The sequence below is a fragment of the Enterobacter sp. HK-058-C-ECC genome, assembly GCF_047531125.1.
GTDB classification, from domain to species: Bacteria; Pseudomonadota; Gammaproteobacteria; order Enterobacterales; family Enterobacteriaceae; genus Enterobacter; species Enterobacter quasiroggenkampii.
On record NZ_JBLKCH010000002.1, the window covers coordinates 72,520 to 96,221 of the forward strand.

Below are 23,702 nucleotides of genomic sequence, written 5' to 3' on the forward strand. Positions count from 1 at the left end.
AAAATAAAAAATACTCCTTTATAGCTAGAAAGCGAAACCCTAAATAATTATAAGGAAAATCCTGGATAAAAGCGTTCAGGTCGAAAGGGCGGTTTCGTTAAGGCTCGTTCAGGGGCATGTAGCACACGGTTTGACCACTGTCGTCTTAAGATCACAAATCAGAAATTCTTCCCCCCGGAAGGAACGGGTTTCTCTACACTCCAGGTAATATTCACTGGAGGCATGACATCATGGCGAACACCATCACGGCTGATGACATTCGGGAACACTTTTCGCAGGCTATGTCGGCGATGTACCAGCAGGAAGTTCCGCAGTATGGCACCTTGCTCGAACTGGTTGCGGACGTAAACCTGGCGGTGCTGGAAAATAACCCACTATTACATGAACAACTGGCAAACGCCGATGAGCTTGCGCGCCTGAACGTGGAGCGTCACGGGGCGATCCGCGTTGGCACAGCACAAGAACTTTCAACCCTGCGTCGTATGTTTGCCATTATGGGGATGTACCCGGTCAGCTATTACGACCTCTCCCAGGCGGGGGTGCCGGTCCACTCAACGGCGTTTCGCCCGATCGATGATGCGGCGCTGTGCCGTAATCCGTTCCGTATCTTTACGTCGCTGCTGCGCCTTGAGCTGATTGACAACGTTGCGCTGCGCGAACGGGCGGCGGAAATCCTCTCTCACCGGAACATCTTTACCCCGCGCTGCCTGGCGCTGCTCGATCTGTATGAATCTGAGGGGCAGTTTACTGACGAACAGGCGCACGAGTTTGTGCAGGAAGCGCTGGAAACCTTCCGCTGGCACCGTCATGCGACGGTCGATCAGGAAACCTATCAGGCGCTGCATAACGAGCATCGCCTGATTGCCGACGTGGTCTGCTTCCCGGGCTGCCATATTAACCACCTCACGCCGCGCACGCTGGATATTGACCGGGTGCAGGAGCTGATGCCGAAATACGGTATCGAGCCGAAAATTTTGATTGAAGGGCCGCCGCGTCGCGAGGTGCCCGTCCTGCTGCGTCAAACCAGCTTTAAAGCCCTGGAAGAGCCGGTGCTGTTTGCCGGGGAACATAAGGGCACCCACACTGCGCGCTTCGGTGAGATTGAGCAGCGCGGCGTGGCGCTGACCCCGAAAGGGCGTGAACTGTACGATAGCCTGCTTTCCCAGGCCGGTACCGGCAAAGATAACCTGACGCATCAGCTGCATCTGCGGGAGATCTTTAGCGCCTTCCCGGACAGTGAACTGCTAATGCGCCGTCAGGAGCTGGCGTATTTCCGCTACCGTCTGACGCCTGCGGGTGAAGCGCATCGCCATGCGTTCCGGCCGGGAGATGATCCGCAGCCGCTAATCGAGCGCGGATGGGTGGTCGCTCAGCCGATCACCTACGAAGATTTCCTCCCGGTTAGCGCCGCCGGGATATTCCAGTCCAATCTCGGGAATGAAACCCAGGCCCGTAGCCACGGCAACGCCAGCCGCGATGCGTTTGAAGACGCGCTGGGCTGCCCGGTGTATGACGAGTTCACGCTCTACCAGGAGGCTGAAACCCGCAGCAAACAGCGTTGCGGTTTGCTCTGAAATCGTTACTCTGCAGGGGTGTGATGGAAAAAATAAGGTCGTTATGCAAAATCCTTCCGCCCCTGTGGTTGAAACGCGCCAGGGCGCACTGTCTGGTTTAACCGATGAAAATGTCCACGTCTGGTGCGGCATTCCCTACGCCGCACCGCCCGTGGGCGAGTGGCGCTGGCGCTCCCCGCGGCCGCCTGAACCGTGGGATGGCGTTCGCGAGGCCACCGCCTTTTCGGCCTCAAGCTGGCAAAGCAGCGAATATTGTCAGGAGCTGGGCGGGGGCGATCCCGGTCAGTTCTCGGAAGACTGTCTTTATCTGAACGTCTGGTCCCCCAAAGAGCGCGCCGGGGCGCTTCCGGTTATGGTCTGGTTGCACGGGGGCGGTTTTACGATTGGCGCAGGCGGCCTGCCGCCTTATAACGGCAAATCGCTGGCCACACGCGGGGTGGTTGTGGTCACGATTAACTACCGTCTCGGCCATCTCGGCTTTTTCGCCCATCCGGCGCTGGAGGGTGAGGAAGATCGCGTGGTGCATAATTTTGCCCTGCTGGATCAGATCGCGGCCCTCGAATGGGTTAGGGACAATATCGCCGCATTTGGTGGCGACCCCGCTAACGTGACCCTGTTTGGCGAATCCGCCGGTGCGCGCAGCGTGCTCTCTCTGCTGGCATCGCCCCTGGCGGCTGGCTTGTTCCACAAGGCGATTGTGCAAAGCGGGTATACCTTGCCGGACACGCCGCGTGAACAGGCGCTGCAAAAAGGGGAGGCGCTGGCCGCCCATTTTGGCCTGGAGAAGGCGACTGCTGAACAGCTGCGCGCCATTCCGCCGGACGCGTTCTGGCCGTTAACCGCGCCGCTGAACGTCGCCCCGGCGCCCATCGTCGGGGACTGCGTTCTGCCCGAAGCGATGCTGGACGTCTTTTTCGCTGCCCGCCAGCATCCCGTACCGGTGATGATTGGGTCGAACAGCGATGAGGCCAGCGTGATGGCGGTGTTTGGCATCGATCTCGCCGGGCAAATCCAGAAGCTCCGCCGGGAGCGGCGCTTCGGGCTGGGGCTGATTAAGCTGCTCTATCCGGGCGTCAAAGGTGATGAGGAGTTGGGCAGGCAGGTGTGCCGCGACATGGCGTTCACCACGATGGGCTATGTCGTGATGCAGGCGCAGCAGCGCGTCGGCGGACTGTGCTGGCGTTACTGGTTTGACTATGTCGCGGAAGCGGAACATGCCACCTATATTAACGGCGCCTGGCACGGCAATGAAGTGCCCTACGTCTTCGATACCCTCGGCCAGGTGGAGCCTTCACGCCAGTATGTCAACGACCGGGATTTACAGTTTGCTGCGCAGGTCGCCGATTACTGGGTAAGCTTTGCGCGAGACGCAGGGCCTCGTGAGATCCTGCCAGGGCCGACGCACTGGCCCGCATGCCGAAAAGGGCGGGATGTTTTGTTACGCATCGGCGTGAATAAACATGCAGGATTCCGGCTTGAAAACCGCTTTATGCGCGCCCGCATGAGCCTCTTCAAACGGGTAATGAAGCACCACGTCAGCCTCGATTAAGCAAACAGGCGCGAAACGCCGCCAGTCCATTTTCCTCCCCTGGCGTTTCGCGCAGCACCAGCCGGTAGCTCGCGCCGGTTTTTATGCTGGTTTCATAAGGCCGCATCAGTCTTCCCGCGCGGACATCTTCGGCCACCAGCGTTTCGTCGGCAATGGCCACGCCCAGCCCCTGAATGGCGGCCGTGATGGCGAGATCCATCGTGTCGAAGTGTTGATTTTTGTGCATGGCAAAGCCCGGACCTTCCTGTTTCGTCAGCCACAGCGACCAGTCTGTCTTATCCCTTGTGGGGTGCAGGAACGTCAGCGACCCCAGCGCTGCACCCGCCCGCACCGGGCTTATCACCGGGGTGAGTGCCTCTTCGAACAGCAGATCGCCTGCGCTCATGTGCGTGCCGAACACGATGGCCGCGTCGTAAGATTCGGTTTTGAAATTGACGTTGTGATCGGTGGTGGTGGTCAGGGCGATCTGCAGATCCGGCTGCTCACGCTCCACCTCCAGTAGGCGCGGCACCAGCCAGCGCATGGCACAGGTGGGCGCCTTGAGCCGGATTACGGTCTGCTGGCTGCGGGCCTGGTCGGCCACGGTCAGTAATTGTTCGAAAGCAGACTGCAGTTCCGGGAGAAGGGCGCTGCCCTGCGAAGAGAGGCGCAGGCCGCGTGCGTGGCGTTCAAAAAGCGGAAAGCCAAACCACGCTTCGAGGGAGGCTATCTTGCGGCTCACGGCCCCCTGCGTCAGGCAAAGTTCTGCGGCAGCATGGGTCAGATTCAGGTGACGCGCGGTGACTAAAAATGCGTCGATGGCATTGAGCGGGAGCGAACGGCGCGACATGGAAACACCTCAGCTATGCATTTTTCTCATGGCTATTATGACAACAATTCGATTGTCCCGACAACAGAGATGTTGTTTGAATAGTTATGCAATGTCCATGAGAAGGGAAAGAGGATGACTTTACGAACGCCAGTGCAAACGCGCTCTAAACTGCCCGATGTGGGCACCACCATTTTTACCGTTATCGGCCAGCTCTCGGCGCAGCATAACGCGATTAACCTTTCTCAGGGCGCACCGAATTTTTCCTGCGACCCGAAGCTTGTTGCGGGCGTTACCCGCGCAATGGAGGCGGGGCATAACCAGTATGCGTCGATGACCGGTCTGCATCCGCTCAAAGAGCGCATTGCTGATAAAATTGCCACCCTATACGGCACGCGGTATGACCCGGCCAGCGAGGTGCTGGTGACCGCCAGCGCCAGCGAAGGGCTCTATTCGGCAATCAGCGGGCTGGTGCATCCGGGTGATGAGGTGATCTACTTTGAGCCGTCATTTGACAGCTACGCGCCGATTGTCCGTCTGCAGGGGGCAACGCCGATTGCCATCAAGCTCACCGTGCCGGATTTTGCCGTCAACTGGGACGAAGTCCGGGCTGCCATCTCCCCGCGCACGCGCATGATCATCATCAATACGCCGCACAACCCGAGCGGCCAGGTTTTTTCAGCCAACGACCTGCAGCAGCTGGCGGCGCTGACGCGCAATACCGACATCATTATTTTGTCTGACGAAGTGTATGAACACGTGGTGTTTGACGGTGAGCCGCACCACGGGATGGCCACGCACCCGCAGCTGGCGGAGCGTAGCGTGATTATTTCCTCTTTCGGAAAAACCTATCACGTCACCGGCTGGCGCGTGGGTTACTGTGTTGCACCGGTGGTGCTGATGGACGAGATTTGTAAAGTCCATCAATTTTTAATGTTTTCTGCCGATACGCCAATGCAGCACGCGTTTGCTGAACATATGGTCGACCCGCAAACCTGGCTGTCGCTGTCGGCGTTTTACCAGCGCAAGCGCGATCTGCTGCAGAGTCTGCTGGCCGATTCGCCGTTCACGCTGCTGCCCAGCGCCGGATCGTTCTTCATGCTGGCGGACTACAGCCAATTCAGCAACGAGCGCGACAGCGAGCTGGTGAAACGACTGATCGTTGAGTACGGTGTAGCTACCATTCCGCTGTCGGCGTTTTATGCGGACGGTACGGATAATAAATTGATTCGTCTCTCTTTTGCGAAAGATGAGGCGACGTTACGGGCAGGTGCCCAAGCCCTGTGTCGGGTTAAACCACGCTGAGATAGGCTCTGAGGAGTTTGAGATGAAGATACGCGCGCTAGTTGTCGGCATGGGATTGCTGTGTACATTTTCCTCCTTCGCGGCGTCCGAGCTGCGTTACGGTCTGGAAGCCGAATATCCGCCGTTTGAAAGCCGCAATGCGGCAGGCGAACTGGAAGGGTTTGACGTTGAGCTGGGGAATGCCATCTGCAAAGCGGCAGCGCTGAAGTGCAGCTGGGTGGAAACCTCGTTTGATGCGCTGATCCCGGGCCTGGTGGCGAAGAAATTCGACGCCATCAACTCGGCGATGAATATCACCGAGCAGCGCCGCAAGAGCATTGATTTTACCCAGCCGATTTACCGTATTCCGTCGCAGCTGGTCGGCAAGGCCGGCACGGCGGTTGAGGCAACCCCAGAAGGGCTGAAGGGGAAAACCATCGGCGTGCTGCAGGGATCCATTCAGGAAACCTATGCCAAAGAGCACTGGGAAAAGCAGGGTGTCACCGTGGTGTCGTATAAAGATCAGAATATGGCCTGGGGCGATCTGCTGAATGGCCGTATCGACGCCTCGCTGGTCATGTCCGCGGCCGGGCAGGCAGGTTTCCTCAGCAAGCCGCAGGGGAAAGGGTTTGGCTTCATCGGCAAACCGGTGTCTGACGACACTATCCTCGGCAGTGGGATCGGCTTTGGGTTGCGCAAAGGTGACGAGGCCACCAAAAAGCAGCTTGATGCCGCAATTGATAAAGTACGTGCCGACGGCACGATCGCCAAACTCGCTGATAAGTACTTCCCGGGTATCGATGTCAGCGTAAAATAACCGCCTCATTCGCCCCGTCAGCTGATGTCCTGACGGGGCATTTTTATACACATTTTCCAGGCTTTCTTTACACCACTTTCGGGCCGTTCTGGTCGACAGAAAATATTTCTCACTTTGTTCAGATAATCACCGGCCAACAATTGGATTCTTAACCATTTTTGTTTAGGCTGTGCGTTCTTTCTTGCCGTCATTTCGCCAGGCGCGAAACACATTCACACGACCATAAGGACGTTTTTCCAGGCATGAATCGCAGACGTTTTCTAAAAGGCTCGCTGGCAGTGGCAGCCCTGAGCGGCACATCCGGCCTTGCTTCCCTGTTTTCCAAAGCGGCATACGCTGCCGACTCTGACATTGCTGACGGCCAGAGCCGTCGTTTTGACTTCTCCGTCCTGCAATCCATGGCGCATGACCTGGCGAAAACCCCGTGGGGTGGCGCGCCTCGCCCGCTGCCGGAGACGCTGGCCACGATGACGCCGCAGGCGTACAACGCCATCCGCTACGATGAAAAACAGTCACTGTGGAACAACATTGAAGGGCGTCAGCTGGACGTGCAGTTCTTCCATATGGGAATGGGGTTCCGCCGTCGCGTGCGGATGTTCTCGCTGGACCAGTCAACCTCTATGGCGCGCGAGATCCACTTCCGTCCGGAGCTGTTCAGCTACGGTGAAACGGGGGTGGATACCAAACAGCTGGAAGGGCAAAGCGATCTCGGCTTTGCGGGCTTCCGCGCGTTTAAGGCGCCGGAGCTGGCGCGTCGCGATATCGTCTCTTTCCTGGGCGCGAGCTATTTCCGCGCGGTGGATGACACTTACCAGTACGGCCTTTCCGCCCGCGGCCTGGCGGTTGACACCTTTACCGACACGCCGGAAGAGTTCCCGGACTTTACCTCCTTCTGGTTTGAGACCGTCAAGCCCGGCGACACGACCTTTACCGTCTATACGCTGCTCGACAGCCCGAGCATCACGGGTGCCTATAAATTCGTGATCCACTGCGAGAAGAGCCAGGTGATCATGGAGGTGGAAAACCACCTCTACGCGCGTAAGGACATCAAGCAGCTCGGCATTGCGCCGATGACCAGCATGTTCAGCTGCGGCAATAACGAACGCCGCATGTGTGACACTATTCACCCGCAAATCCATGACTCCGACCGCCTGGCGATGTGGCGCGGCAACGGGGAGTGGATCTGTCGTCCGCTGAACAACCCGCAGAAGCTGCAGTTCAATGCCTATATGGACAAAAACCCGAAAGGGTTCGGTCTGCTGCAGCTCGATCGCGATTTCTCGCACTATCAGGACGTGATGGGCTGGTACAACAAGCGTCCAAGCCTGTGGGTGGAACCGCGTAACGACTGGGGTAAAGGCGCGGTTGGCCTTATGGAGATCCCGACCACCGGTGAAACGCTGGATAACGTGGTCTGCTTCTGGCAGCCGGAAAAAGCCGTCAAAGCGGGCGACGAGCTGGACTTCAAATATCGCCTCTACTGGAGCGCGATGCCGCCGGTGCGCTCCCCGCTGGCCAACGTCTATGCCACCCGTACCGGCATGGGCGGCTTCCCGGAAGGCTGGGCACCGGGCGAAAACTACCCGAAAGTGTGGGCCCGTCGCTTTGCCATCGACTTCGTCGGCGGCGACCTGAAGGCCGCTGCGCCAAAAGGCATCGAGCCGGTGATTACGCTCTCCAGCGGTGAAGCGAAGCAGGTAGAGATCCTCTACGTTGAGCCGTTTGACGGCTATCGCATTCTGTTTGACTGGTACCCAACGTCGGATTCGACGGAACCGGTGGATATGCGCCTGTTCCTGCGCTGCCAGGGCGACGCCATCAGCGAAACCTGGCTGTACCAGTATTTCCCGCCAGCGCCGGATAAACGTCAGTATGTTGACGACCGGGTAATGCGTTAACTTTTGTGGGATTGTGCCGGGTGGCGGCTTCGCCTTACCCGGCCTACGTTTCAGTACTGTAGGCCCGGTAAGCGCAGCGCCACCGGGCGATGACGAGGCACCATGACATCTGAAATCATCCCCGTTTCACAACACATCGAACTACGTTCCGTCGAAGAGCGCTACACCGCCGACCTGCACAATCTCGTCGTCAAAAACAGAGCCTTTCTGCAAACCGCGTTTGACTGGGCGCAGCACGTGGGCAGCGAAGAGGATACCCGCCGCAACGTGCAGAGTAACCAGATGCTGCATCAGCGCGGCTACGCCAAAATGTTTCTGATCTTCAAGGATGATGCGCTGGTTGGCGTCCTGTCGTTCAACACCATTGAACCGACCAACAAAGCTGGCTACATCGGCTACTGGCTGGATGAAGCCCACCAGGGGCAGGGTATTCTCTCTCAGTCACTGCAGGCGTTTATGCGCTACTACGCTGAACGCGGTGAGATCCGTCGTTTTGTGATCAAGTGTCGGGTGGCGAATCAGCACAGCAACAGCGTTGCCCTGCGCAACGGTTTTACGCTGGAAGGATGCCTGCGGGAAGCGGAATACCTGAAAGGCCGCTTTGAAGATGTCAATATCTACGGCCGGATCTATACCCTATAACGCGCCCAGCAGCGGCGTGCGGGTGATGCGCTGGTCGCCGTTAATTACTTTTTCGCCACGCAGGTGAATGCTCTCGCCGGCAAACGCTTCAATGACCGCATCGTCGGTGATTTCAACCCGGTGCTCGATAAGCACATCTCCACTGATGCGCGCGCGCCCCTGGATCACCACTTTATCATCCAGCATGATCGGCCCGCCGCGCAGCCAGGCCTGCCCGCCAATCAGAACGTGATGCTTGATGACGCAGTTGCCTTCGACCACGGCATTCTCCGCAATCTGCGAGCTGTAGCGCACCGTCGGGATGGCATCGTCGTCAAACCCGGCTATCACGCGGGCGTTACCATAGACTTTTGCGCAGTCGCACACCCAGACGTTGTTCAGTTCGTTACCCTCCAGGATCGCGTTGTCGAAGACTTCGGCCCGGTGTTCAACAAAGGCAAAATTGACCATCGCCTCGCCGTAGATTTGTGCCTGGTGCACAATCCGCGACTGGCTCACCGTCGCCTTGTCGTAGATTTGCAGGATCTGTTCATGGTCCGGCGTCAGCCCTTTGGCGGCAATGACCACGCTGTGATGCAGCACGCGCGCGTCGCCGTAGATATGACACTCTCCCCGTACGCAGGATTGCTGAATGGTGACGTTGTCACTTATTCGCGCCCCGTGGCTGACCTCTGCGCCGTCCAGCCAGCAGCTGTCGCCGATATGCGCGTTATGGCTAATGATGCACGGCAGGGTAAGACGCGCGTTGCCGGAGACGACTGCCCCCGCGAACACCACGCTGTTTTCATCGTAGATCCAGCAGTCGCCGTCCTGCGCGAGGGCGCGCTCATCGTCAATCCAGCCGCCTCTCGTGCCGACTGTCACGTCGTTAAAGTCCGCCGTGGCGATAATCTGCCGCAGCGTGGTGGCGTGGGTGGTTTCGCCGTTTTTCCATTGCCAGAGGCGGGTCTCGTCGCTAAGGCGATATTTGTTCATCTTCATGTCTCTGATAAGCGTCTTCACTAAACGTAGCAAAGTTTTCGCATTTCGAGCGGCTTGGCAACCAGACGGTAAACGCCTTAAAATGGCATGTAAAATGCACTTTCACTTTATGCGAACGCAGGAAAAACAATGACCGTCGATGAGAATTACTTCACAGAGAAATATGGCTTAACCCGTACCCATTCAGAGGTGCTGTACAGCGCGGAGATTGTGAAGCCCGGTAAAACGCTGGATCTGGGCTGCGGCAACGGCCGTAACAGCCTGTACCTCGCGGCCAACGGGTACGATGTGACCGCGTGGGACAAGAACCCGATGAGCATCGACAATATCGAGCGCATCAAGGCGGAAGAAGGGATCGCTAATCTGCATACCGCGATTAAGGATCTGAACAACCTGAGCTTTGACGGTCAGTACGATTTTATTCTCTCCACCGTGGTGCTGATGTTCCTGGAGGCAAAAACCATCCCGGGCCTTATCGCCAATATGCAGCGCTGCACGACGCCGGGCGGTTACAATCTGATCGTTGCCGCCATGGATACGGCAGACTACCCCTGCACGGTCGGCTTCCCGTTTGCCTTCAGGAGCGGTGAGCTGAGCAACTACTACGAAGGCTGGGAGTTGCTCAAATACAACGAGGACGTTGGCGAACTGCACCGCACTGATGAAAACGGCAACCGCATCAAGCTGCGCTTTGCCACGATGCTGGCACGCAAGCCCGCTTAACGGGCGGCCAGCAGGCAGATCTGCAGGGCCGTCTTATAAGACGCCTCAAACGACGACAGCGGCAGGAATTCAAACTTCGAGTGGAAGTTATGCGCCCCGGTGAAGAAGTTCGGCGTGAGTAGCCCTTTAGCCGAGAGCGCCGCGCCGTCGGTGCCGCCGCGCATTGGCGTCGGTTTCGGCGTGATGCCGAGCGATTCCATCGCCTCGAACATCAGATCGATGGCACGCCGGTCTTCGCCAATCGCATTGCTGATATTGCTGTAGGTATCTTCAATGCGATAGTCCACTCTGGCCGTCGGATATTGGGCGGCAATCAGCGCGGCTACGTCGGCAATCTGCTGCTTGCGCGCGGCAAAGCTCTCCTTGTCAAAGTCGCGGATATTGGCCTTAAGAACGGCCTCGTTCTGTCCGGCCTGAATGCCGTTAAACCAGATATAGCCTTCACGTCCCTCGGTGCACTCGGGCGTTTGCTGGCGGTCAAAATGGCTGATGTAATCAGTCGCCATCAGCAGGGGATTCACCAGCACGCCTTTCGCGGACATCGGGTGCGCCGTCACGCCGGTAAAGCGGATTTCCGCGGCTGCCGCATTAAAGTTCTCGTAGACAATCTCCCCCAGCTCGCAGCAGTCAATGGTCCAGGCAAAGTCGACGTCGAAGCGCTTTAGATCCAGCGCCTTGGCACCGTTCAGGCCGATCTCTTCGTCAGGCACAAACGCCACGACGATATCGCCATGCCGGTGCTCCGCCGTCAGGTTTTCCAGCACCGTCGTGACCACCGTGACCGCCGATTTATTATCGGCGCCCAATACGCTGGTTCCGTCGCTGAAAATAATCTCCTCGTTCGGATAAGCCAGAATTTCGGGATGCTCGTTTACCCGTAGCCAGATGTCTTTCTCTTTATTCAGACAGAGATCTTCACCGGTAAACGTTAATATTTGTGGATGAATATCCGGTGAAAGTCCCACGTCGACGGTATCAATATGGGTAATAAAGCCGATGCGCGGCGCACCGGGCACGTTGCCTTTTTTAACCGCCGTCACCGTGGCGAATTCATCAATCACAATGTCGTCTAACCCCAGCTGTGCCAGCTCCTGCGCCAGTTCGCGCGCCATGTCATGCTGGCCCGGCGTTGAGGGCAGGGTTTTGACTTTGGGATCGCTCTGGCTGGTGATCGCGAGATAGCGGAAAAAACGGTGCGTTAATTGTCTGGAAAGCGGCGAGCCCATAGTGATTTATTCCTTATTTATTTTTCAGGTGTTTGCCACATCACTTTAATGTTATTTATGAAATGGCAAAAGAATTAATTAGCCGTCGAATTAAAAAGACAGGAATAAATGATGACAAGCAAACTCACAACTTTCACATTGGCGCTCGCGGCACTCACGGTCAGTTCCGCTGTCGCTGCGAAAACGCTGGTGTATTGCTCCGAAGGATCGCCGGAAAACTTTAACCCTCAGCTTTACACCTCGGGAACCAGCGTCGACGCCAGCGCCGTGCCGGTCTATAACCGTCTGGTCGATTTCAAACCCGGTACCACGGAGCTGGTGCCGAGCCTGGCGGAGCGCTGGGAGGTGAGCGACGACGGCAAGGTTTACACCTTCCATCTGCGCAAGGGCGTGAAGTTCCAGAGCAATAAATCCTTCACGCCGACCCGTGACTTTAACGCCGACGACGTGATCTTCTCGTTTATGCGGCAAAAAGACGTGAATCATCCCTACCACAACGTCTCTAACGGCAGCTATTCCAACTTCGAAAGCCTGGAGTTCGGCAGCCTGATTACCGCCATTGATAAAGTCGATGACCACACCGTGCGCTTCACCCTGGCGCACCCGGAAGCGCCGTTTGTCGCCGATCTGGCCTGGTATTTTGCCTCGATCCTTTCAGCGGAGTATGCCGACGCGATGCTGAAAGCGGGCACGCCGGAGAAGGTGGATATGGAGCCCATCGGCACCGGGCCGTTTAAGCTGGCGCAGTATCAGAAGGATTCCCGGATCCTGTTCACGGCGTTTGCCGACTACTGGCAGGGGAAATCGAAGCTGGACAGGCTGGTGTTTAGCATCACCCCGGATGCCTCCGTGCGTTTTGCCAAAATTGAGAAGAACGAATGTCAGGTGATGCCGTTCCCGAACCCGGCCGATCTGCCGCGCATGAAGGCCAACAAAGATATCAACCTGATGAGCAAAGCCGGACTGAATACCGGCTTCCTGGCGTTCAACACGCAGAAGCCGCCGCTGGATAACGTGAAGGTCCGTCAGGCGCTGGCGATGGCCATCAATAAACCGGCCATTATTGATGCGGTGTTCCACGGTACCGGCACCGTGGCGAAGAATCTGCTGCCGCCGGGCGTCTGGAGTGCCGACAGCGAGCTTAAGGATTACGACTACGATCCTGAAAAAGCCAAAGCGCTGCTGAAAGAGGCCGGCTTTGCCAGCGGCGTCAGCATCGATTTATGGGCGATGCCGGTCCAGCGTCCCTATAACCCGAATGCGAAACGCATGGCGGAGATGATTCAGGCGGACTGGGCGAAAATTGGCGTACAGACCAAAATCGTTACCTACGAATGGGGCGAGTATCTGAAACGCGTGAAGGGCGGAGAGCATCAGGCCGCGCTGATGGGCTGGACGACGGCCACCGGCGATCCGGATAACTTCTTCGGCCCGCTCTTTACCTGCACCTCGGCGAACGGCGGATCAAACTCGGCGAAATGGTGCTACAAGCCCTTCGATAACCTCATTGCCGAGGCGAAATCGATAACCGATCATGATAAGCGCGTGGCGTTGTATAAAGAGGCGCAGCAGATGATGCATGACCAGATGCCTGCGGTGATGATTGCGCATTCAACGATTTTCGAACCGGTACGCAAGGAGGTGAAGGGCTATGAAATCGACCCGTTTGGCAAACATCTGTTCTGGCAAGTGGATATAAATCAGTAACTTTTCACTGCCCGGCATGCGTCCGGGCAATCTTTTTGCAATTTGTGCTCACCGCATCATTTTTTGTCACAACAAACCCGCCAGTCTTTTGCTATAACTTCAAATGCATACTTGCAGATAACATGGAAAACTATCATGCGTACTCAAACTTTTTTTAAAGTTGCAGTGCTTACTGGTCTGTTGGCGTTGGCGGGCTGTTCTTCAAAAGTCGCCGCTCCAGAACAATACTCCGGCTTTTTAAAAGACTACTCAGGCTTGCAGCAGACAACGTCTGCGACGGGTAAACCAACGCTGCGTTGGGTTGATCCTTCTTATAATGAGGCTAACTACGACAGTATTCTCTGGACACCAATTACCTATTACCCAACGCCAAAACCGACCACGCAAATTGGTCAAAAAACGCTTGATGAGTTGTTGAATTACACCAATAACAAAATGAAAACGGCGATTGGTACGCGTAAGCCAGTTGTGACCACGCCGGGTAAACATAGCCTGATTTTCCGCGGCGCGATTACCGGGGTGAGTTCGCAGAAAGAGGGGCTGCAGTTCTATGAAGTGGTGCCTGTTGCGCTGGTGGTTGCCGGTACGCAGATGGCAACCGGACACCGCACCATGGATACGCATCTCTTCTTTGAAGGCGAGCTGATCGACGCGGCCACCAATAAACCGGTCATGAAGGTGGTACGTAAAGGCGAAGGTAAAGAGCTGAATAACGAAAGCACGCCAATGACCTTTGCGACGCTGAAGCAGGTTGTTGATGATATGGCGACGGACGCCACCATGTTTGATGTGAAAAAGACCGCAAAATAAAATAAAACGGCCTGCGTAATGCAGGCCTTTTTATTTACGCCATCCTTAAGCGTCTGAACCAGGTTTCCGGTTTGGTAAACATCACCATATTTCCTCCCAGGATCAGCACTAGTCCCACGATACCGTTGACATGCCAGACGTAGCCTTCATAGACCGTGGAGATGGAGAGCGCCACCAGCGGAAACAGCAGCGTGCTGTAGGCCGCTTTGCCCGGGCCAATACGTCCCACCAGCGTGAAGTAGGCACCAAAAGCAATCACCGAGCCAAACAGGGCCAGATACACCAGCGCGCCGAGATAGCTCACCGTCCATTCCGGCACAAAGCTATCGCCTCTGAACAGCGCAATGCAGCCCATCACCAGCGTGCCATAGAGCATCGCCCAGGCGTTGGTGGTCATGGTTTCCAGGCCTCTGCGCTGATGGCGCATGCTGATCATATTGCCCAGCGAGAAGCCGTAGGTTCCGAGCGCGGAAAGCCCAATGCCGGTCAGGAGTGATGCGCTCCAGCCGCTGGCCAGCAGATCGTCCCAGAAGAGGGTGACAATCCCAACCAGCCCCAGTGCCGCCGCCGTCCAGAAACGCGCGGGCGGTCGCTGTCCGAAGAAAATAAAGCTGTTAATGGCATTATAGAGCACGGCCATGGAGAAGATCACCGACTCCAGCCCGGTATTGATATGTGCCGCTGCCGTGTAAAAACACCAGAAGTTAAAGCAGAAAACACAGCATCCCTGAAGCAGGCAAAAAAGATGATCCCGAAGCGCCAGCGTGCGCAGGCGACGCAGGGCGAGTAACACCACCATCATCGTGAGGCTTGCGACGGCGAAGCGCCAGAAAATCGACACCGGCGCCGCGACGGGGCCCTGCTGCAGGAAAATCGCAATCCAGGTGGTTCCCCAGATAATGACCACGAGTCCATATAATAATGCGTTCATAGTTGTCTCTTCTCAAACCGCGGAAGCCCGCAGTATGGCGCTGAACTGCGTAACGGGCTTTCACCTGCTTGCGGGTGACTTGCAAAATCTTGCGCTTTTTTCTTCTCTGGGGTCTGGCAACGGGGGACAACTCTTTTTAGACTGATATTCCGATCATTCATGCGCTAATGGTTATGTCTCTCGCTTACGATACCTTTGAAACGCTTTGCCAACAGAATGCAGTCCTGCGGGAAACCGTCTCGCTGAATTCGGGTATTCAGCTGGCTGCGTGGTACAACAAGCACGACACGATAACCGTTAAAAGTAACCATCACACCCTCAGCCTGTACGTGGCGGACGGGTACGAAAGCTATCAAAAAACGCCGGGTGGCTGGAAGAACGGTGGGGGGCCGGACCGTTTCTGCCTGATGCCCAAAGAGAGCGAATCGACGTGGGATATCCGTGATGACCTGTCGTTTGTGCATCTCTACTGCACCGATGAACACCTGCGCGACGTGGGGGAGAAAATCTGGGACAAGCGACCGCTTTCGCTGACCCTGGACGAGCGCATTTTTGGCAGCGATCCGAAGATCACCACGCTGTATCGCCAGTTTTTACTGGGCTGTGACTGGCAGCAGCACGCCAACCAGCTGACCCTGAGCACAGCCTCCACGCTGCTGCTGACCCATCTGCTGCAAAACTACTCAAACGTGCAGTGGAAGCTGCCGGTTGTCACGGGAGGGTTGTCGCCGTTTGTGTTGCGCAACGTCCTTGCCTTTATCGAAGAGAATCTCGGGCAGCCCCTGACGCTGGCCGAACTGGCGGCGCAGGCTGCCCTCAGCGAATACCATTTTGCCCGCATGTTCCGCCAGTCGACGGGGCTGGCGCCGCATCAGTATGTGATGCAGAGGCGAATGGATAAAGCGAAAGCCCTTGTCCAGCATACGACGACGCCGCTAACAGAGATCGCGCTTGCCTGCGGGTTTAACTCCGCCAGCCACTTCAGCAACCGCTTTCGCAGCGCGACGGGCATGACGCCTTCGCAGCTACGCGCGGCGAGCGCGTGAAAACAGGACGTAGCATACTCCGCCCAGCACCAGCCCCCAGAATGCCGAACCGATGCCCAGGATTGTCACGCCGCTTGCGGTCATCAGAAATGTGACGATAGCTGCGTCGCGCTCCGCTTCGTGACTCAGCGCCTGATATAAACTCCCGCTGATGGTGCCCAGCAGTGCCAGACCGGCCAGCGTCTGGATCCAGCTGAGCGGCAGCGCGGCCATCAGCCCGGTAATGGAGCCACCGAAAATTCCCGCCAGCAGATAAAACCCTCCCGCAGCGATGGCCGCCAGCCAGCGTTTACCCGCATCCGGGTGAGCATCCGGGCTTTGGCAAATGGCGGCGGTAATGGCCGCAATGCAGATTGAAAAGACGCCAAACGGAGAAAACAGCAGCGCCATTCCCCCCGTAACGATAATGAGCGGTGAGACCGCCAGCGGGTAACCGGAGGCTTTCATCGTGGCGAACCCCGGCGCGTTTTGTGAGGCCATGGTGACCAGGAAGAAGGGCAAGCCAATACTCACCAGGCTGGTGAAGGTGAAGGCGGGCGCAATAAATTCGGGCATCACCAGTGAAAGCGTGAGCTTATCCGTGACAACGTCACCACCGACCCATGCCACCATACCGCCCACCAGGAGCGTGACCACGATGGCATAGCGCGGCGACAGCGCTTTGGCGATCAGCCACGCCGCAATCATGCTGCCGCACAGCAGAAAGTGTCCCTCAAGATGCGCAAACGCGTGAAGGCCAAACTGCAGCAATACCCCGGCCAGCATGGCGGCAGCAAGCGAATGGGGGATCAGCTTCATCAGACGGGCGAAAAGCCCGGTAACGCCGCAGAGCAAAATAAGCGCGTTCGCAAAGATGAACACGCCAATGGTTTCCGCCAGCGTGACGCCGTGCAGGCTGGTGGCGAGCAGCGCCGCGCCGGGCGTCGACCAGGCGGTCAGTACGGGCGCTTTGTACCACCAGGAGAGCGCCAGCGTGCTGACGCCCATCCCAATCCCCAGCGCGGTCATCCAGCCCGCAATCTGCTGCGCGCTGGCGCCTGCCGCGGCGGCGGCCTGCCAGATGATGGCTGCTGAGCTGGCGTAACCGACCAGCACGGCGACAAATCCAGCCAGTGCGACTGGAATAAGATGAGAGGAAGGGCGCATGAAAACTCCGTTGTGCGTTATAACGTCCGAAGTAAGGTAGCACTGTGCGCTATAGCGTACAAGTGGTATGCTGAATGTCACCAGGAGGGAACATGGACATCACACGACATCTTGCAACCACATTGAAAACGCTGCGCCAGGCACGCGGCTGGAGTTTGTCGAAGCTCGCGGACGAGACCGGCGTGTCAAAGGCTATGCTCGGGCAAATCGAGCGAAATGAATCCAGCCCCACGGTGTCGACGCTGTGGAAAATTGCCACAGGACTGAACGTGCCGTTTTCCGCCTTCATCACGCCTGAGGTGGACCGACAGGCGGTGTTTGACCCGCAGCAGCAGGCGATGGTCGTCAAGCCGCTCTTTCCGTGGGACGAGGCGCTCCGGTTTGATTATTTCTCCATTACCCTGGCCCCCGGCGCCCTGAGTGAATCCACGCCGCATGAGGCGGGGGTGATTGAACATGTGGTGGTGGTCAGCGGCGAGCTGGAGATGAAGCTCGAGGGCAAGTGGCAGACGATCTCTGCCGATTCGGGCGTCCGCTTCGCCGGCGATAAACCGCATGCCTACCGCAACAGCAGCGACCGGACGGTGCATTTTCACTCCCTGATTCATTATCCCCGCTGAGGCTACGCAAAACTGTTTCGCTGACGCAGACTTCTGACTACAATAGCCGCCATTTTGACCATAACGGATAACGACGAAGTATGCGCCTGCAATCCCATCATCTTGAACTTTTAAGCCCGGCCCGTGACGCCGCCATTGCCCGTGAAGCGATCCTTCATGGCGCAGATGCCGTCTACATTGGTGGTCCTGGCTTCGGTGCCCGCCATAACGCCAGCAACAGCCTGAGCGATATTGCTGAACTGGTGCCGTTCGCCCACCGTTTCGGGGCGAAAGTGTTCGTGACCCTGAACACCATTCTTCATGATGATGAGCTGGAGCCTGCGCAACGTCTGATTACCGATCTTTATCAGGCCGGGGTGGATGCCCTGATTGTTCAGGATATGGGCGTGCTGGAGCTGGATATTCCGCCCATTGAACTGCACGCCAGTACCCAGTGTGATATCCGCACGGTTGAGAAGGCGAAGTTTCTCTCTGACGTCGGCTTTTCGCAGATCGTCCTGGCCCGCGAGCTGAACCTGAATCAAATCCGCGATATTCACCAGGCGACAGACGCGACGATTGAATTCTTTATCCACGGCGCGCTGTGCGTCGCCTATTCCGGTCAGTGCAACATTTCCCACGCGCAGACGGGGCGCAGCGCCAACCGCGGCGACTGTTCACAGGCCTGCCGTCTGCCGTATACCCTGAAAGACGATCAGGGCCGCGTCGTGGCATTTGAAAAACACCTGCTCTCGATGAAGGATAACGATCAGACCGCCAACCTGGGCGCGCTGATCGACGCGGGCGTGCGTTCCTTCAAGATTGAAGGGCGCTATAAAGATATGAGCTACGTGAAGAACATCACCGCGCACTATCGCCAGATGCTGGATGCCATTATTGAGGATCGCGGTGACCTGGCGCGCGCGTCGGCCGGTCGTACCGAGCATTTCTTTATTCCGTCGACGGACAAAACGTTCCACCGCGGCAGCACGGACTATTTTGTGAATGCCCGTAAAGGGGATATCGGCGCGTTTGACTCACCGAAGTTTATTGGCTTACCGGTTGGCGAAGTGCTGAAAGTGGCGAAAGATCACCTTGATGTTGCGGTGACGGAGCCGCTGGCGAACGGCGATGGCCTTAACGTGATGATTAAGCGTGAAGTGGTGGGCTTCCGCGCCAACACGGTCGAAAAAACCGGCGAGAACCGCTACCGCGTGTGGCCGAATGAAATGCCGGCCGATCTCTACAAGGTGCGACCGAACGCGGCGCTTAACCGTAACCTCGATCATAACTGGCAGCAGGCGCTGCTGAAAACCTCCAGCGAACGTCGTATTGCGGTGGACATTGAACTGGGCGGCTGGGAAGAGCAGTTGATTCTGACCATGACCTGTGAAGACGGCATCAGCGTAACGCATACGCTTGATGGCCTGTTCGAGGTGGCAAACAACGCGGAGAAAGCGCTCAACAGCCTGAAGGATGGCGTCGCGAAGCTGGGTCAGACGATTTACTACGCCCGCAACGTTGAGGTCAACCTGCCGGATGCCCTGTTTGTGCCGAACAGTTTGCTCAACCAGTTCCGCCGTGAAACCGCCGAGATGCTGGATGACGCGCGCCTGGCGAACTACCCACGCGCTAGCCGTAAAGCGGAAGCCGTTCCTGCGCCCGTCTACCCGGATACGCATTTATCCTTCCTGGCCAACGTCTATAACCATAAAGCACGTGAATTCTATCATCGCCACGGCGTGCAGCTGATCGACGCGGCCTATGAAGCGCATGAGGAGAAGGGCGATGTGCCGGTGATGATCACCAAGCACTGCCTCCGTTTCGCGTTTAACCTGTGCCCTAAGCAGGCAAAAGGCAACATCAAGAGCTGGAAGGCTACCCCTATGCAGCTCGTAAACGGTGACGAAGTACTGACCCTCAAATTTGACTGCCGTCCGTGCGAAATGCATGTGATTGGCAAGATGAAAAACCACATCTTCAAAATGCCGCAGCCCGGCAGTATTGTGGCGTCCGTCAGTCCGGACGATCTGATGAAAACGCTGCCAAAACGCAAGGGCAGCTAATTACCGAACGTGCGTGTCCGGTTTGCGCGATTTCTGCCACAGGTGGTGTTCGCGCAAACCTTCCGCCGACTCCTCCGCCGCACTTCGCAATTCATCGCTGTCGGCTTCATGACGCAGTTGATGCTCCACATTCTTTACCCACAGATATTCATGTCCTTTGTGCCCGGCCATAAGCTGGCCTGAAAAAAGGGCACAGATCAGCATCACGAGAGATAAACCTTTTTTAACCATGAAGTCACCGCCGAATAACATTGCGGCTTGATCATGCCGATTATTTATTATGGTTATTATTCAAAACTTCAAATTAGCGCAAAGGAAATGTCAAAGAGTATGATTTCGGGCGCGCTGCATGTCATGAGAGAGCTTTATCCATGCGGGTTAAAAAAGCTGTTTAACCTTCGTTAAGACAACGGGTGTTAGCTTGTATGGGATCCGCAGCCCGGCTATGTCGTGTCGGGACGTAGAGACCAAAATACAAATCTATCCATGCAAGCATTTACCGCCATTTTTGGCGGTTTTTTTTGCGCAGTATTTACCGTGGTTTTACGGCATCAGTCGGTAGTGCGACTGCACCAGACCCGAAGGGAAGCTGCGGCTGGAGACCAGCGTCAAATCGATATCCCCGGGCAGGGCGCCAAACAGTGATTTACCCGAGCCGAGCAGGACAGGAACGGTCGTGATCACCATATCGGCGACCAGTCCTTCTCGCAGAAACGACTGTATCACCTGCCCACCATCAAGATAGACGCGATGGACGTTCTGCATCGCCAGATCGTCGAGCACCTCCTTTGGCGTGCGGCCGGAAAACTGTACTTTTCCCCTCAGTGCGTCGGGCACGGGCGTGTCGGCCAGCCGTCGGGAGAGGACCAGCACGGGCCGGTCATAGGGCCAGGTGTCAAAAGTCAGCACCTTCTCATAGCTCCCCCGGCCCATCACGATCCACTCTTTGTCCGCGATGAACGCCGCGTAGCCATGATCCTCAGTCGGGTCATCGCGCTGCAGCAGCCACTCGATATCGTCATTGTGTCTGGCGATGTAGCCATCAAGACTGGTTGCGATAAAAACGTGTGTGGTGACCATCAGGTGCTCCGTATTAACCATAAAACTAACGCCTCAGCGGGCAGTACCGGAATGGGAAAATTGTTTACGGTACTGGGCCGGGGAAATAGCGAACTGCTGGCGAAAATGATGACGCAGCGTCGATGCCTGGCCAAACCCGGTCTGTTCCGCGATGCTGTCGATGCTTAAACGGCTGCTTTCCAGATAATCTTTCGCCCGCAGCAGGCGCTCGTTGAGTAACCAGCGGGCAGGCGTCGTTCCCGTTGCCGCTTCGAAGCGACGAAGAAACGTGCGCTGACTCATACCGACGCGGCGCGCCAGCGAGTCGACGCTGTGCGGCTCGGTAAGATGCGTGTGCAGAAAATCAAACAGCTGACCAAGGCGCTGGCTTTCGCGCAGCTGCGCCACCGGGCGACTCAGCTGTTGCGGCTGAGAGCCATCCCGGTGAGGGGGAATGACCAGCCGACGCGCCACGCTGTTGGCGGTTTCCATCCCATAATCTCTTCGTACAACGTGAAGGCAGAGATCGATCCCCGCCGCGCTGCCTGCGGAAGTCAGTATATCGCCTTCGTCCTGGTAGAGCACATCCTCGACCACGTCGATGTCAGGGAAGCGGGTTTTTAGCGTTTCAATGTAGCGCCAGTGCGTCGTGGTTTTACGTCCGTTCAGCAGCCCCGAGGCGGCCAGCACAAATACGCCCGAGCAGATGGAGAGCAGCTGACAGCCTCGCGCGCTGGCCTGACGTAATGCGTTGCAGAGCGCGTCCGGCACCGGCGAATCCAGCCCACGCCAGCCCGGCACCACGATCAGATCGGCAGACGCAAGCAGGGAGAGATCGCCATCGGTAATGATACGGATCCCGCCTGTCGCCCGAAGCTCACCGCTGTCAACGCTTGCCACGGCAAAACGATACCAGTCGTCGCCCAACTCGGGGCGCGGCAGGCCGAAGATTTCCACCGCCACCCCAAACTCAAAGGTACACAGACCGTCATACGCCAGCACCACCACCTTCGGGCGGGCAATCTGTCTTAACGTTGTCATCTTTTTGCTGTTTTCTGGCATAAGCGAGCGCATTCACGGGCTGAATTTGTGGATAGAGTAGTGTTAACACAAACGCCAAAGATGAGGAAGGATCATGAGATATGTTACTGAATTTCCAGCTGCCGAGCCGCAGGAAGCCGTTACCCATTTCCTGCGCCGCCTGAGCGTCGAAACCGACTGCGCCGATGTGCATCATGCCATCACGCATAATGAGCAGGACTTTGTTTTACTGCACGTTGTGGGAAGCCCGGAGCAGTTTGCCCGTCGCCATGTGCCGGGCGCTCTGCATATGCCATGGAGCCAGATGACCGCTGAGCGCATGGCCCAATGGCCTGAAGGAACGCTGTTCGTCGTCTACTGCGCAGGGCCGCACTGTAACGGCGCGGACAGAGCCGCGCTGAAGCTGGCGCGTCTCGGGCTGCCGGTCAAAATCATGCTCGGTGGGATCACCGGCTGGGAAGATGAACGCTACGCGTTTGCCAGCGAGGCGTCCGTCGCCGCGCTGTGAAGATGAATTTTTTTCAACACCCGTGAAATTTTCTCGTTTGCCGGCACCGGTGAGGTATGACATTGTTTTTGGACATTTAGACATCCAGAAGTCTAAAACTTCAAATGATGAATTATCACTGTGGGCAATTATTGCCGGCAGACTGAGGAGATTTCCATGCAACGACACCACGCCCCGTTCCGCGCCGATGTAGTCGGCAGTTTTTTACGCCCGGATGCCATCAAGCAGGCTCGCCTGAAATTTGCTAGCGGTGAGATTGATGCCGGGCAGCTTCGCGCGGTGGAGGACGAGGCCATTCGCCACGTCGTCGAGCAGCAGTGTGCGTGCGGCCTGCATGTGGTGACCGATGGTGAGTTTCGTCGTGCCTGGTGGCACTTCGACTTCTTCGACGGTCTACAGGGCGTTGAGCGTTACGATTCGCAGCAGGGCATCCAGTTTAACGGCGTGCAAACCAAAGCCCACGGCGTGCGCGTCACCGGCAAGCTGGGCTTTGGCGAGCATCCGATGCTGGAAGACTTTCGCTATCTGAAAAGCATCAGCGGGAACGCCCAGCCGAAAATGACCATTCCCAGCCCGAGCGTGCTGCATTTCCGCGGCGGTCGCAAAGACATTGATGCGACCGTCTATCCGGACCTGAACGTCTATTTTGACGATCTGGCCACCACCTGGCGCGACGCCATTCGGGCCTTCTACGATGCGGGCTGCCGTTATCTGCAGCTGGATGACACCGTCTGGGCCTATCTCTGTTCGGACGATCAGCGCCGTCAGATCCGCGAGCGAGGCGACGACGCCGATGAGCTGGCGCGCATCTATGCCCGCGTGCTGAACAAGGCGCTGGAGGGCAAGCCGGACGACCTGACCATCGGGCTGCACGTCTGTCGCGGCAATTTCCGCTCCACCTGGATTTCCGAGGGCGGCTACGAGCCGGTAGCGGAAGTGCTGTTCGGAACCGTCAACGTTGACGCCTTCTTCCTCGAATATGATAACGACCGCAGCGGGGATTTTGCGCCATTGCGCTTTGTCCGCCCGGGCAAGCAGCAGGTGGTGCTGGGTCTTATTACCACGAAAAACGGCGAGCTGGAGAACCCGGAGGGGATTAAAGCCCGTCTGGAAGAGGCGGCGAAATACGTGGCGAAAGAGCAAATTTGCCTTAGCCCGCAGTGCGGCTTTGCCTCTACCGAAGAGGGCAACAGCCTGAGCGAATCCCAGCAGTGGGACAAAGTCCGTCTGGTCACGCAGATCGCCAGCGAAGTCTGGTAAAACCTTCCTCCTCAGCGCTGCATTATA

General features: G+C 57.1%; 22 protein-coding genes. 14 read left to right on the forward strand and 8 right to left on the reverse strand.

Features of this window, described 5'->3' with window-relative positions:
• Positions 1-230 precede the first annotated feature (230 nt).
• Together ACMWJS_RS04420 and ACMWJS_RS04425 are read left to right on the forward strand one after the other, a co-directional pair.
• Positions 231-1,574, forward strand: coding sequence for a VOC family protein (locus ACMWJS_RS04420; protein ID WP_414746678.1), 1,344 nt, complete (start codon positions 231-233; stop codon positions 1,572-1,574).
• A gap of 43 nt (positions 1,575-1,617) precedes the next feature.
• A complete protein-coding gene (locus ACMWJS_RS04425; protein WP_414746679.1) occupies positions 1,618-3,123 on the forward strand; it encodes a carboxylesterase/lipase family protein in 1,506 nt (501 codons plus the stop codon).
• Here ACMWJS_RS04425 and ACMWJS_RS04430 read toward each other — a convergent pair.
• A complete protein-coding gene (locus tag ACMWJS_RS04430) occupies positions 3,110-3,952 on the reverse strand; it encodes a LysR family transcriptional regulator (RefSeq protein ID WP_229225847.1) in 843 nt (280 codons plus the stop codon). The genes ACMWJS_RS04425 and ACMWJS_RS04430 overlap by 14 nt on opposite strands.
• Before the next feature lie 114 nt (positions 3,953-4,066).
• Between ACMWJS_RS04430 and ACMWJS_RS04435 the strand changes: the two genes are divergently transcribed.
• The 4 genes from ACMWJS_RS04435 to rimL all read left to right on the forward strand — a co-directional run bounded on the left by ACMWJS_RS04435 (position 4,067) and on the right by rimL (position 8,572).
• Complete coding sequence (locus ACMWJS_RS04435; protein ID WP_414746680.1) at positions 4,067-5,236, forward strand: pyridoxal phosphate-dependent aminotransferase; 1,170 nt, start codon at positions 4,067-4,069, stop codon at positions 5,234-5,236.
• A gap of 22 nt (positions 5,237-5,258) precedes the next feature.
• The gene (locus tag ACMWJS_RS04440; protein ID WP_048030514.1) at positions 5,259-6,032 is read left to right on the forward strand and encodes a transporter substrate-binding domain-containing protein; all 774 of its coding nucleotides are present in this window, start codon (positions 5,259-5,261) and stop codon (positions 6,030-6,032) included.
• A gap of 242 nt (positions 6,033-6,274) precedes the next feature.
• A complete protein-coding gene (locus tag ACMWJS_RS04445) occupies positions 6,275-7,930 on the forward strand; it encodes a glucan biosynthesis protein D (RefSeq protein ID WP_047075337.1) in 1,656 nt (551 codons plus the stop codon).
• 102 nt (positions 7,931-8,032) lie between these two features.
• On the forward strand, positions 8,033-8,572 hold the full coding sequence (rimL, locus tag ACMWJS_RS04450; protein WP_414746681.1) for a 50S ribosomal protein L7/L12-serine acetyltransferase: 540 nt from the start codon (positions 8,033-8,035) through the stop codon (positions 8,570-8,572).
• Here rimL and ydcK read toward each other — a convergent pair.
• On the reverse strand, positions 8,567-9,547 hold the full coding sequence (gene ydcK, locus ACMWJS_RS04455; protein WP_069719250.1) for a YdcK family protein: 981 nt from the start codon (positions 9,545-9,547) through the stop codon (positions 8,567-8,569). The genes rimL and ydcK overlap by 6 nt on opposite strands.
• Positions 9,548-9,682: 135 nt before the next feature.
• On the opposite strand from ydcK, the gene tehB reads away from it, so the two are divergent.
• The gene (tehB, locus tag ACMWJS_RS04460; RefSeq protein ID WP_032674766.1) at positions 9,683-10,276 is read left to right on the forward strand and encodes a tellurite resistance methyltransferase TehB; all 594 of its coding nucleotides are present in this window, start codon (positions 9,683-9,685) and stop codon (positions 10,274-10,276) included.
• Here tehB and pepT read toward each other — a convergent pair.
• Positions 10,273-11,502 (reverse strand): peptidase T, encoded by a 1,230-nt coding sequence (pepT, locus tag ACMWJS_RS04465; protein ID WP_414746682.1) that lies wholly within the window; start codon positions 11,500-11,502, stop codon positions 10,273-10,275. The two genes, tehB and pepT, sit on opposite strands and share 4 nt — an antisense overlap.
• 111 nt (positions 11,503-11,613) lie before the next feature.
• Here pepT and ACMWJS_RS04470 point away from each other — a divergent pair, with 111 nt between their 5' ends.
• The gene (locus ACMWJS_RS04470) at positions 11,614-13,209 is read left to right on the forward strand and encodes an ABC transporter substrate-binding protein (RefSeq protein WP_048223159.1); all 1,596 of its coding nucleotides are present in this window, start codon (positions 11,614-11,616) and stop codon (positions 13,207-13,209) included.
• 135 nt (positions 13,210-13,344) lie between these two features.
• The gene (locus ACMWJS_RS04475) at positions 13,345-14,019 is read left to right on the forward strand and encodes a DUF3313 domain-containing protein (protein ID WP_045910520.1); all 675 of its coding nucleotides are present in this window, start codon (positions 13,345-13,347) and stop codon (positions 14,017-14,019) included.
• 34 nt (positions 14,020-14,053) lie between these two features.
• Here the strand turns inward: ACMWJS_RS04475 and ACMWJS_RS04480 are convergent, their stop codons facing one another.
• Entirely contained in the window at positions 14,054-14,950 is an 897-nt protein-coding gene (locus ACMWJS_RS04480; RefSeq protein ID WP_008502257.1) for a DMT family transporter, read from the reverse strand.
• A 173-nt stretch (positions 14,951-15,123) separates the two neighbouring features.
• Between ACMWJS_RS04480 and ACMWJS_RS04485 the strand changes: the two genes are divergently transcribed.
• The gene (locus tag ACMWJS_RS04485; protein WP_414746683.1) at positions 15,124-15,996 is read left to right on the forward strand and encodes a helix-turn-helix transcriptional regulator; all 873 of its coding nucleotides are present in this window, start codon (positions 15,124-15,126) and stop codon (positions 15,994-15,996) included.
• Here ACMWJS_RS04485 and ACMWJS_RS04490 read toward each other — a convergent pair.
• Complete coding sequence (locus ACMWJS_RS04490) at positions 15,976-17,142, reverse strand: benzoate/H(+) symporter BenE family transporter (protein ID WP_414746684.1); 1,167 nt, start codon at positions 17,140-17,142, stop codon at positions 15,976-15,978. The two genes, ACMWJS_RS04485 and ACMWJS_RS04490, sit on opposite strands and share 21 nt — an antisense overlap.
• A 92-nt stretch (positions 17,143-17,234) precedes the next feature.
• Between ACMWJS_RS04490 and ACMWJS_RS04495 the strand changes: the two genes are divergently transcribed.
• Both ACMWJS_RS04495 and ACMWJS_RS04500 read left to right on the forward strand, forming a co-directional pair.
• Entirely contained in the window at positions 17,235-17,762 is a 528-nt protein-coding gene (locus ACMWJS_RS04495) for a helix-turn-helix domain-containing protein (protein ID WP_232945574.1), read from the forward strand.
• Between the two features lie 80 nt (positions 17,763-17,842).
• Positions 17,843-19,807, forward strand: coding sequence for a peptidase U32 family protein (locus ACMWJS_RS04500; RefSeq protein ID WP_063621599.1), 1,965 nt, complete (start codon positions 17,843-17,845; stop codon positions 19,805-19,807).
• On the opposite strand, the gene ACMWJS_RS04505 is transcribed toward ACMWJS_RS04500, so the two are convergent.
• The 3 genes from ACMWJS_RS04505 to ftrA all read right to left on the reverse strand — a co-directional run bounded on the left by ACMWJS_RS04505 (position 19,808) and on the right by ftrA (position 21,928).
• Positions 19,808-20,038, reverse strand: a complete 231-nt coding sequence (locus tag ACMWJS_RS04505; RefSeq protein WP_045910627.1) for a DUF2554 family protein — start codon at positions 20,036-20,038, stop codon at positions 19,808-19,810.
• A gap of 312 nt (positions 20,039-20,350) precedes the next feature.
• Complete coding sequence (locus ACMWJS_RS04510) at positions 20,351-20,887, reverse strand: dihydrofolate reductase family protein (RefSeq protein ID WP_047075346.1); 537 nt, start codon at positions 20,885-20,887, stop codon at positions 20,351-20,353.
• 33 nt (positions 20,888-20,920) lie between these two features.
• Entirely contained in the window at positions 20,921-21,928 is a 1,008-nt protein-coding gene (gene ftrA, locus ACMWJS_RS04515; RefSeq protein ID WP_414746685.1) for a transcriptional regulator FtrA, read from the reverse strand.
• 73 nt (positions 21,929-22,001) lie between these two features.
• On the opposite strand from ftrA, the gene ACMWJS_RS04520 reads away from it, so the two are divergent.
• Together ACMWJS_RS04520 and ACMWJS_RS04525 are read left to right on the forward strand one after the other, a co-directional pair.
• A complete protein-coding gene (locus ACMWJS_RS04520; protein ID WP_414746686.1) occupies positions 22,002-22,415 on the forward strand; it encodes a rhodanese-like domain-containing protein in 414 nt (137 codons plus the stop codon).
• Positions 22,416-22,571: 156 nt separating this feature from the next.
• Positions 22,572-23,675: a cobalamin-independent methionine synthase II family protein gene (locus ACMWJS_RS04525; protein WP_045910526.1), complete on the forward strand. Its 1,104-nt coding sequence runs from the start codon at positions 22,572-22,574 to the stop codon at positions 23,673-23,675.
• The last annotated feature ends 27 nt before the right edge of the window (positions 23,676-23,702 follow it).